Raw genomic sequence first — 9454 nt, 5'->3', positions numbered from 1 at the left:
CACAAGTTCTGCGGCGGGTTCAGTTGCATTGGTTATTCCCTTTCGAAGTAAAAAGTTCCCCTGTCATAAAATCTTTATCTGACAGCAACTGCGCTGACACAACCCACCGCCAAGATCCCCTCCAACACCAGCGGGCTCAGTTCCGCGTGTTTTCTAACGGCATAGACTACCAACAGGGGAATTCTTCGATGATCCGTAAGCACTTCGCAGGTGTTGCCGCCAGCGCACTGGCAATGGCAGTAACCGCCCAGGCTTTCGCCGGCACCGTGACTACCGACGGCGCCGATATCGTGGTCAAAACCAAGGGCGGCCTTGAGGTCGCTACCACTGACAAAGAGTTCAGCTTCAAGCTTGGCGGTCGTTTGCAGGCTGACTACAGCCAGTTTGACGGTCTCTACACCGACAATGGCAATTCGGCCGACGCCGCTTACTTTCGTCGCGCTTTCCTGGAACTGTCCGGCGTGCTGTACACGGATTGGGCCTACACCCTCAGCTACGACTTCTCTCATAACGCCGGCAGTTCAGACGACGGTTACTTTGACGAAGCGTCCATGGCCTACAACGGCTTCAAGCCGGTCTCGATCAAATTCGGTCGTTTTGACCCGGATTTCGGCCTGGAAAAAGCCACCAGTTCCAAGTGGGTGACCGCGCCGGAGCGTAACGCCGCCTACGATCTGATCGACTGGGCCAACGGCCACCAGAACGGTCTGGGCCTGCAAGCGTCCAGCACCTTCGCTGATTCGTTCTATGCCTCCGCTGGCGTATTCGCCAAGGACAACAACGATACCGATGGCGACAGCGTCAAACAGGTCAACGGTCGCTTCGTATTCGCGCCGATGCACGATTCCGGCAATGTCCTGCACTTCGGTGTGAACGTTGCTTCCCGTGACGTCTCCGACACCGTATTCGATGCACGTTATCGTTCCCGCCTGGGCATGCGTGGCGTCGAAACGCTGGGTGGCAACGATGCCGGCCCTAACGGCAACCGTCCGTTGCTGGGTGGCGCGAACAACTCGCCGGCCGGTTCGTACGACACCGACACGGCGTTCGGCCTGGAAGCCGCTTTCGCCATGGGCCCAGCCTCGATCCAGGGTGAATACATCTCCCGCAAAACCAAGGCTGACAGCGACGCCTTTGAAGACATCAAAGGTCACGGCTTCTATGTTCAGGGTGCCTACACCCTCACCGGTGAATCCCGCGGTTATAAAGTCGGCAAGTTCGACGCAATCAAACCTCAGAACAAATCTATCGGCGCCTGGGAAGTGTTTTATCGCTACGACAGCATGACCGTCGAAGACGACAACATCACCACTGCCTCCGCGACCCGTGACGTAGGCGATGCCGAAGCCAAGGTGCACAACCTGGGCGTGAACTGGTACGCCAACGAAGCGGTGAAAATCTCCGCTGCCTACGTCAAGGCCAAGGCCGACAACGTGACCAATGCCAACGGCGACGACGATGGCGACGGTTTCGTGATGCGCGCCCAGTACGTGTTCTAAGTCGTGCTGACTTGATGCAAAGCTTCACCTTTCATCCGTTATAGCTCCTTTGAACCCCGCCTCTGGCGGGGTTTTTTTTATCTGCCCGGTCAGAATCGGCGATACTCGCGCCATCCGCATTCTGGATCTCGGGGAACTGCATGCCGCTACACGTTCTGGACAGCCTGTCCACCATCGCGCCGCACGAGTGGGACGCACTGGTTCCGGCCAATCAACCCTTCCTGCGCCATGCCTTCCTCACGGCCCTTGAAGACAGTGGCAGCCTGGGCCCGCAATCCGGCTGGCAGGCCGAGCATTTGCTGCATATTGAAGACGGTCGTTTGCTGGCGGCTCTGCCCAGTTATCGCAAATGGCATTCCTACGGCGAATACGTGTTCGACCACGCCTGGGCCGACGCCTGCGCCCGGGCCGGGATCGACTATTACCCCAAATTGCTGACGGCGGTGCCGTTCAGCCCGGTCAGTGGTCCGCGGCTGCTGGCGGCGAGTGGGGAAGACGGGTTGGAGCTGCTTGGCAGCCTGCCGGGTTATCTGGAAATCGAATCGCTTTCCAGTGCCCACATCAACTTCACCGATGCCTTCACCGACGCAGCGTTGGCCGGGCAACCGGGTTGGTTGCAGCGGATCGGCTGCCAGTACCACTGGCAGAACCGCGGTTATCGGGACTTTCAGGACTTTCTCGACGCGCTCAGTTCCCGCAAGCGCAAGCAGATGCGCAAGGAGCGTGAACAAGTGGCGGGGCAGGGCATCGAGTTCCAATGGCTGGAAGGTCAGCAACTGGACCAGGCCCAGTGGGATTTTGTCTACGCCTGTTACGCCAACACTTACGCGGTGCGTCGGCAAGCGCCGTACCTGACCCGGAGTTTTTTCAGCCTGCTGGCCGAGCGCATGCCCGAGGCCATTCGCGTGGTATTGGCCAAGCAAGGTTCACGGCCGGTGGCGATGGCGTTCAGCCTGGTGGGCGGTGACAGTTTTTATGGGCGTTACTGGGGTTGCCTGGCGGAATTCGACCGTTTGCATTTCGAGACCTGTTTTTATCAGGGCATGGATTACGCCATTGCCCACGGCTTGCAGCGTTTCGATGCCGGTGCCCAGGGCGAGCACAAATTGATTCGCGGTTTCGAGCCGGTGATCACCCGTTCCTGGCACTACTTGCGCCATCCTGGTCTGAAGGCGGCGGTTGCAGATTTTCTGATCCGGGAGCAGGAGGGCGTGTTGGCGTACGCCGAAGAAGCGAAGACAGCACTGCCTTATCGGCAGTGCTGATCTTCGCCGGGGTGGCTCAGCTGTTTTCCTTGCCTAGCCAGCGGTAAGACACACCGCCGACGACAGCGCCCAGCAGCGGTGCCACCCAGAACAGCCACAGTTGCTCGATGGCCCAGCCGCCGACGATCAGCGCCGGACCGGTACTACGGGCCGGGTTGACGGAGGTGTTGGTGACCGGAATCGAGATCAGGTGAATGAGCGTCAGGGCCAGGCCGATGGCAATCGGTGCCAGTCCGGCCGGTGCACGTTTATCGGTGGCGCCGAGGATGATCAGGATGAACATGGCCGTCATGACCAGCTCGGTCACAAAACCGGCCACCATGGAATACTGACCGGGCGAATGTTCGCCGTAACCGTTCGCCGCCAGGCCGGAAGCGGCGAGGTCGAAGCCTTCCTTGCCGCTGGCGATGAAGTAGATCAACGCGGCGGCCAGCACCCCACCCATGAGCTGGGCAATGATGTAGGCGGGCAGTTCCTTGGCCGGAAACCTCCCACCTACGTACAAGCCCACCGACACGGCCGGGTTCAGGTGGCAACCCGAGATATGGCCGATGGCGAACGCCATGGTCAACACCGTCAGGCCGAACGCCAGGGCAACCCCCAGCACGCCAATCCCGGAAGCGGCCAATACAGCGCTGCCACATCCGCCCAATACCAGCCAGAACGTACCCAACAACTCAGTCGTTGAACGTTTGAGTAAAGACATAAGCATCCTTGATAAAACAGTCGTGATAATCGGTTATGCATCCAGCAGAATTACGACAGGTTCATCTCCAGAACCTGGGCTGAGTACAGCAGAACGTTGCGACAAATCCAGTGGCATTAAAAAACCGCCAGAGTCAGGGACTGTGGCGGTTTCGGCCTTGGACGGTGGAAAGTATGTCGCTGTGGTGTGCGCAGGATGGATCCTGGACAGATTTTTTCAGAAAGACTTGGGGCTGCATTCCGCAGAAGTAGAGCAAAGCGCGGTCAGCTTTTGTGGCGAGGGGATTTATCCCCGCTGGGTCGCGTAGCGACCCCACAGCAGTTGCATATAATCGGTTTGGTACACCGTGGTGCAAGTTTTTGGGGCTGCTTCGCAACCCAACGGGGATAAATCCCCTCGCCACAGGTTCTGTGATGGTCCAAGCATCCTCATCACCGGTTCAGTCGATCCCCACAAATCCACCCGTCTGATGCTGCCACAACCGCGCATACAACCCGCCATGGGCCAGCAGTTCTGCGTGGCTGCCGGTCTCGGCGATGCGGCCGTTTTCCAGCACCACCAGCCGGTCCATCCTCGCGATGGTGGAGAGGCGGTGGGCGATGGCGATCACGGTCTTGCCTTGCATCAGGGTCTCGAGGCTTTCCTGGATCGCCGCTTCGACTTCCGAGTCCAGCGCTGACGTCGCTTCGTCCATGATCAGGATCGGCGCATCCTTGAGCAGCACCCGTGCAATGGCAATACGCTGACGCTGGCCGCCGGACAGCTTCACCCCGCGTTCACCCACATGGGCATCAAAACCGCTGCGACCTTCGGCATCCGACAGCAATGGAATGAACTCATCGGCCCGGGCCTTGTGCACCGCTTCCCAGAGTTGCGCATCGGTGGCGTCGGGCTTGCCGTAAAGCAGGTTGTCGCGAATGGAACGGTGCAGCAGCGAGGTGTCCTGGGTGATCATGCCGATGCGCTCGCGCAGGCTTTCCTGGCCCACTTCGGCGATGTCCTGGCCGTCGATGAGAATGCGCCCGCCCTGCACGTCATAGAGGCGCAGCAGCAGGTTCACCAAGGTGGATTTACCCGCACCGGATGGGCCGATCAGGCCGATCTTTTCCCCCGGCTTGATCACCAGGTTCAAGTCGCCAATCACCCCGCTTTTCTTGCCATAGTGGAAATCCACATGCTCGAAACGCACTTCGCCACGGGCCACGGCCAAAGGCTTGGCCTGGTCGCGGTCGGTAACGCTGACGGGCTGGGCGATGGTCTGCAAACCGTCCTGGACCATGCCGATGTTTTCGAAGATGCCGTTGACCACCCACATGATCCAGCCGGACATGTTGACGATGCGGATCACCAGCCCGGTGGCCAGGGCAATCGCACCCACGCTGATCAGCGACTGGGTCCACAGCCACAGGGCCAGCGCCGTGGTGCCGACGATCAGCAGCCCGTTCATGCTGGTGATGACCACATCCATGCTGGTCACCACGCGGCCGGCCAATTGGGCTTTCTCGGTCTGCTCTTCGATGGCTTCGCGGGCGTATTGCTGTTCGAAATTGGTGTGGGCGAACAGCTTCAAGGTGGTGATGTTGGTGTAGCCGTCGACGATCCGCCCCATGAGCTTGGAGCGGGCATCGGACGACACGACGGAGCGCTCCTTGACCCGCGGCACGAAGTAACAGAGCGCGCCGATGTAAGCGGCGATCCACATCAGCAGCGGGATCATCAGGCGCCAGTCGGCTTCGGCAAACAGCACCAATGAGCTGATGGCATAGATCAGCACGTGCCACAGCGCGTCCACGGCCTGCACCGCGGAGTCGCGAAGGGAATTGCCGGTCTGCATGATGCGCTGGGCGATGCGCCCGGCGAAGTCGTTCTGGAAAAAGTTCAGGCTCTGCTTGAGCACGTAGCTGTGGTTTTGCCAGCGGATCAGGCTGGTCATGCCGGGACTCAGGGTCTGGTGCACCAGCAGGTCATGCAAGGCCACGAAGATTGGCCGAAAGACCAGCGCCACCACGGCCATCCAGGCCAGCTCCAGACCGTGGATCTTGAAGAAGTCGACGTTGGGCGTGCCCTGTGTCAGGTCGATGATGCGGCTCAGGTAGCTGAACAGCGCCACCTCGATCAGCGCGCCAATCAGGCCCACCACCAGCAGCACGGCGAAGCTGGGCCAGACCTGTTTCAGGTAATAGGTGTAGAAGGGCAGGACGCGGTTCGGGGGGGCCGAGGTCGGGGCGTCGCGGAAAATGTCGATCAGTGTTTCGAAACGGCGATAAACCATGGGGTACATAGCCCGGGCCGGGCTCTCCTTTTTTTCCTGTGAGCGGCGCGCGATTGCCGCCGCCGCTCAGGCTTGCCCTGTGCTGTTTAGTCGATGCGCTTGGCCGACTTGATGATCACAGGGTCGATCGGCACGTTTTGCATGCCTTGTTTGGTGGTGGTCTGGGAGTTGACGATGATGTCCACCACGTCCATGCCCTTGACCACTTTGGCGAACACCGCGTAACCGGCGTCACGGCCCGGGTCGAGGAAGGCGTTGTCGGCCACGTTGATGAAGAACTGGCTGGTGGCCGAGTTCGGGTTGGAAGTACGCGCCATCGACAAGGTTCCGCGCACGTTATGCAGGCCATTGCTGGCTTCGTTCTTGATCGGTGCCTTGGTGTCTTTCTGTTGCATCTGCTGGGTGAAACCGCCGCCCTGGGCCATGAAGCCGGGGATCACACGGTGGAAAATCGTGTTGTCATAGAAGCCGCTGTCCACGTACTCAAGGAAGTTCTGGGTACTGATCGGCGCCTTGACCGGATCCAGTTCGATTTCGATCTGACCGTTGGTGGTGTCCAGCAATACGTGGGGCGCCTTGGTTGGCTGCGCGGCCATCAGGTTAGCGGCAAACAGGACGGAGCCGGCGACGAGGGCGATTTTTTTCAGCATGGGTTCAGTGATCCTGAGTAGTTGAGTCGACTGCGGTCAAAAATTCGAGCAGGGTTTGGTTGAAGCGTTCGGGTTGATCCAGCGGGGTCGCGTGCCGTGAGTCGGCTATGACCACCAGCCGGGCATCGGGCAGCAGTTTCACATAGGCTTCTTTCAATGCCACGGGGGTGTAGTCGTGGTCGGCGCAAATGACCAGGGTTGGACAGGCCACCTGCGACAGTCGTTCCTGAACCCCCCAACCCACAATGGCATCGAAGCTGGCGAGATAAGCACGTTTGTCGTTTTTTGCCCAGCGCCGGGCCATTTCCAGGCGTAACTCGGTCTGTTGCGGTTTGGGAAACAACTTGGCGCCCAGGGCCTTGCCAATGGTTTCAAGGCTCAGAAGGCGCATCAGGCTCCAGCGCTTGAACCATTGCCAGCAGTCATCAGGCGTGCGGACTTTGACTTGCGGCGCGCTGTTGACGATGCACAGGCTCTTGATCCGCCCGGGTTCGTCCACCGCCAGTTGAAAACAAATCATGCCGCCCATGGACCAGCCCACCAGATGCACCGGGCCCAGGTCCAGGTGTTCGATCAGGGCGATCAGGTCGGCGCTGAAACCTTCGATGCTGTAAGGCCCACGAGGTTTGTCGGAGCGTCCATGGCCGCGTACGTCCACCACGATCAAACGGTAGTGGGCGGACAATACCGGGATCTGTTTTTCCCAGTCGCGGGTGCTGGAGCCCAGCCCGTGGACCAGGACCAAGGGCGTGCCGTGGCCGTATTCCTCGTAGTGCAGGTTGCAATCTTCGTGGGCGAAATAGGCCATTGGCAAAGTCCTTGTCAGGCTTGTTCAGGGGCGGCGAACGGCGCATCCAGCGGCGCAGTGTCGAAGGTGCGCAGCAGCTCGATGAGGATTTGCGTGGCCGGGCCCAGGGGTTTTTCCTTGTTTGAAAAAAGATAGAACGTGGAGTTGCGGCTGCCGCCTTGCTCCAAGGGTAGACGCTTGAGCAAGCCTTCCTTGAGTTCCCGCTCGATCATGTGCCGCGGCAGCCAGGCGAAGCCCAGGCCGCTGCCGACGAACGTCGCGGCGGTGGCCAGGCTGCCGACGGTCCAGCGTTGCTCGGCGCCCAGCCACCCGACATCGCGGGGTTGCTGGCGACCGGAGTCGCGGATCACCACCTGCAATTGGCTTTCCAGGTCCTGGAAGTTCAGCTCGCGGTTGAGGCGGTGCAGGGCGTGTTCGGGATGGGCCACCGCGACGAACTCAACATCGCTCAGTTCGGCGCCCAGGTAACCGGGAATGCTGAAACCGCTGATGGCCAGATCCGCCACGCCTTCGAGCAGCACTTCCTCGACACCCGACAGCACCTCTTCGCGCAGGCGCACCCGACAGCCACGGCTTTGCGGCATGAACGCGGTCAAGGCACGTACGAGGCGGGCGTTGGGATAGGCGGCATCGACCACCAGCCGCACTTCCGCTTCCCAGCCTTGCTCCATGTGATGGGCCAGGTCTTCCAGCTGGCTGGCTTGTTTGACCAATTGACGGGAACGACGCAACAGTACGCCGCCGGCTTCGGTCAGTACGGCCTTGCGCCCATCGATGCGCAGCAACGGTACGCCGAGCTGGTCCTGCATGCGCGCCACGGTGTAACTCACCGACGACTGGGAGCGGTGCAGCACCTCGGCAGCCTGGGCGAAACCGCCGTGGTCGACCACCGCTTGCAAGGTTCGCCATTGATCCAGGGTCACGCGGGGCGCTTTCATATTGAGCTCCTCTTGTCCTAAGCTGGCGGTCCCCTGGTGGAGACTGCCTAATGAAGAAAATCTGTTGTGTGCTGCTGGCGCTGTTGCCGCTGACTGCGTTTGCCTACCCGATCGATGTGGAAAAACACCTCAATGGCCTGAGCATCGACTACACCGCCTATGACACCGATGCCGACATCGGTTCCATCCAGGTCAACAACTACGGCAGCACCGATGCGGCCTGCACCGTGGTGTTTCGCAACGGTCCCGAAGCACCGCGTACCCGCAAGATCGAAGTCGCCGCCGGCAAGTTCAAAAACGCCACCGCCAAGTTCAACCGCAACATCATCAAGCTGCGCATCACCCTGACCTGCCAGCCGAAATAAGCCGGTGGCGCAGTAGCGAGGCAATCCGTGCTCCGCTTATAAACGAATTTATCGATGTTTTGCAGCAATTATTTGCGCTTTTTGATCGATGTAACCATGTTTAATCTTCACTCCATCGACTGACAACATTTTCCGATGGAGGCTACATCCCATGTCCCGCGTTCTGATCATCGAAAGCAGTGCCCGCCAGCAAGACTCGGTTTCCCGTCAATTGACCCAGACCTTCATCAGCCAATGGAAAGCCGCGCACCCGGCCGATCAAATCAGTGTTCGTGACCTGGCCATCAATCCGGTGCCGCACCTGGACGCCCATCTGCTGGGTGGCTGGATGAAGCCCGTCGAGCAGCGCAACGACATCGAAAACGCCTCCCTGGAACGCTCTAACCAGTTGACCGATGAATTGCTGGCCGCCGACGTGCTGGTGATGGCCGCGCCGATGTACAACTTCGCCATCCCCAGTACCTTGAAAGCCTGGCTGGACCACGTACTGCGTGCCGGCGTGACCTTCAAGTACACCCCCACCGGCCCTCAGGGCCTGTTGACTGGCAAACGCGCCTTCGTGCTGACCGCCCGCGGCGGCATTCATGCTGGCGCCAGCTCTGACCACCAGGAACCCTACTTGCGTCAGGTCATGGCCTTCATCGGCATCCACGACGTGACCTTCATCCATGCCGAGGGCATGAACCTGGGCGGTGATTTCCAGGAGAAGGGCTTGAATCAGGCCAACGCCAAGCTGTCCCAGGTCGCCTGATCCGTTAATCCTCAGGTAATCGCCAGGTGGTCTAGTGGCCTGGCGCTCCCTTCAAGCTGTTTTGCGCATCGAACCTCCCTTGGCACTTGTTGCTCCTGAGTGCAGTCGCCCGATTGAACGCTTTAGCGAGATCGGGCTTTTTTTTGCCCGCGATTCCATGCCTGCCGCGTAATCCCTTGTGGGAGCGAGCCTGCTCGCGA

The 9454-nt window shown here is 60.0% G+C and carries 9 protein-coding genes; 4 read left to right on the top strand and 5 right to left on the bottom strand.

The window, feature by feature from the left end:
- Positions 1–188 precede the first annotated feature (188 nt).
- Both HU811_RS21045 and HU811_RS21040 read left to right on the top strand, forming a co-directional pair.
- On the top strand, positions 189–1499 hold the full coding sequence (locus tag HU811_RS21045) for an OprO/OprP family phosphate-selective porin (RefSeq protein WP_092397405.1): 1311 nt from the start codon (positions 189–191) through the stop codon (positions 1497–1499).
- A gap of 140 nt (positions 1500–1639) precedes the next feature.
- Complete coding sequence (locus HU811_RS21040) at positions 1640–2764, top strand: GNAT family N-acetyltransferase (RefSeq protein ID WP_186657904.1); 1125 nt, start codon at positions 1640–1642, stop codon at positions 2762–2764.
- 16 nt (positions 2765–2780) lie between these two features.
- On the opposite strand, the gene aqpZ is transcribed toward HU811_RS21040, so the two are convergent.
- The 5 genes from aqpZ to HU811_RS21015 form a co-directional block, all read right to left on the bottom strand.
- Positions 2781–3470, bottom strand: a complete 690-nt coding sequence (aqpZ, locus tag HU811_RS21035; protein ID WP_092397409.1) for an aquaporin Z — start codon at positions 3468–3470, stop codon at positions 2781–2783.
- 439 nt (positions 3471–3909) lie between these two features.
- On the bottom strand, positions 3910–5742 hold the full coding sequence (locus HU811_RS21030; RefSeq protein ID WP_092458554.1) for an ABC transporter ATP-binding protein: 1833 nt from the start codon (positions 5740–5742) through the stop codon (positions 3910–3912).
- An 86-nt stretch (positions 5743–5828) separates the two neighbouring features.
- The gene (locus tag HU811_RS21025) at positions 5829–6392 is read right to left on the bottom strand and encodes a peptidylprolyl isomerase (RefSeq protein WP_186657902.1); all 564 of its coding nucleotides are present in this window, start codon (positions 6390–6392) and stop codon (positions 5829–5831) included.
- Between the two features lie 4 nt (positions 6393–6396).
- A complete protein-coding gene (locus HU811_RS21020; protein ID WP_092458246.1) occupies positions 6397–7200 on the bottom strand; it encodes an alpha/beta fold hydrolase in 804 nt (267 codons plus the stop codon).
- Between the two features lie 14 nt (positions 7201–7214).
- Positions 7215–8138: a PA3225 family LysR-type transcriptional regulator gene (locus HU811_RS21015; protein ID WP_076385912.1), complete on the bottom strand. Its 924-nt coding sequence runs from the start codon at positions 8136–8138 to the stop codon at positions 7215–7217.
- A 50-nt stretch (positions 8139–8188) separates the two neighbouring features.
- On the opposite strand from HU811_RS21015, the gene HU811_RS21010 reads away from it, so the two are divergent.
- Positions 8189–8503, top strand: coding sequence for a 3-phosphoglycerate kinase (locus tag HU811_RS21010; RefSeq protein ID WP_092458249.1), 315 nt, complete (start codon positions 8189–8191; stop codon positions 8501–8503).
- Between the two features lie 151 nt (positions 8504–8654).
- On the top strand, positions 8655–9254 hold the full coding sequence (locus tag HU811_RS21005) for an FMN-dependent NADH-azoreductase (protein WP_092397417.1): 600 nt from the start codon (positions 8655–8657) through the stop codon (positions 9252–9254).
- Positions 9255–9454: the final 200 nt, after the last annotated feature.

Origin of the sequence: Pseudomonas tehranensis (assembly GCF_014268615.1) — a bacterium.
GTDB lineage: Bacteria > Pseudomonadota > Gammaproteobacteria > Pseudomonadales > Pseudomonadaceae > Aquipseudomonas > Aquipseudomonas tehranensis.
This window is presented reverse-complemented; position numbering and strand designations above follow the sequence as displayed.

Bases quoted from the DNA above. Each gene is read 5' to 3' on its own strand.
- HU811_RS21045 (WP_092397405.1), top strand. From the start codon at position 189: ATGATCCGTAAGCACTTCGCAGGTGTTGCCGCCAGCGCACTGGCAATG.
- HU811_RS21040 (WP_186657904.1), top strand. From the start codon at position 1,640: ATGCCGCTACACGTTCTGGACAGCCTGTCCACCATCGCGCCGCACGAG.
- aqpZ (WP_092397409.1), bottom strand. From the start codon at position 3,470: ATGTCTTTACTCAAACGTTCAACGACTGAGTTGTTGGGTACGTTCTGG.
- HU811_RS21030 (WP_092458554.1), bottom strand. From the start codon at position 5,742: ATGGTTTATCGCCGTTTCGAAACACTGATCGACATTTTCCGCGACGCC.
- HU811_RS21025 (WP_186657902.1), bottom strand. From the start codon at position 6,392: ATGCTGAAAAAAATCGCCCTCGTCGCCGGCTCCGTCCTGTTTGCCGCT.
- HU811_RS21020 (WP_092458246.1), bottom strand. From the start codon at position 7,200: ATGGCCTATTTCGCCCACGAAGATTGCAACCTGCACTACGAGGAATAC.
- HU811_RS21015 (WP_076385912.1), bottom strand. From the start codon at position 8,138: ATGAAAGCGCCCCGCGTGACCCTGGATCAATGGCGAACCTTGCAAGCG.
- HU811_RS21010 (WP_092458249.1), top strand. From the start codon at position 8,189: ATGAAGAAAATCTGTTGTGTGCTGCTGGCGCTGTTGCCGCTGACTGCG.
- HU811_RS21005 (WP_092397417.1), top strand. From the start codon at position 8,655: ATGTCCCGCGTTCTGATCATCGAAAGCAGTGCCCGCCAGCAAGACTCG.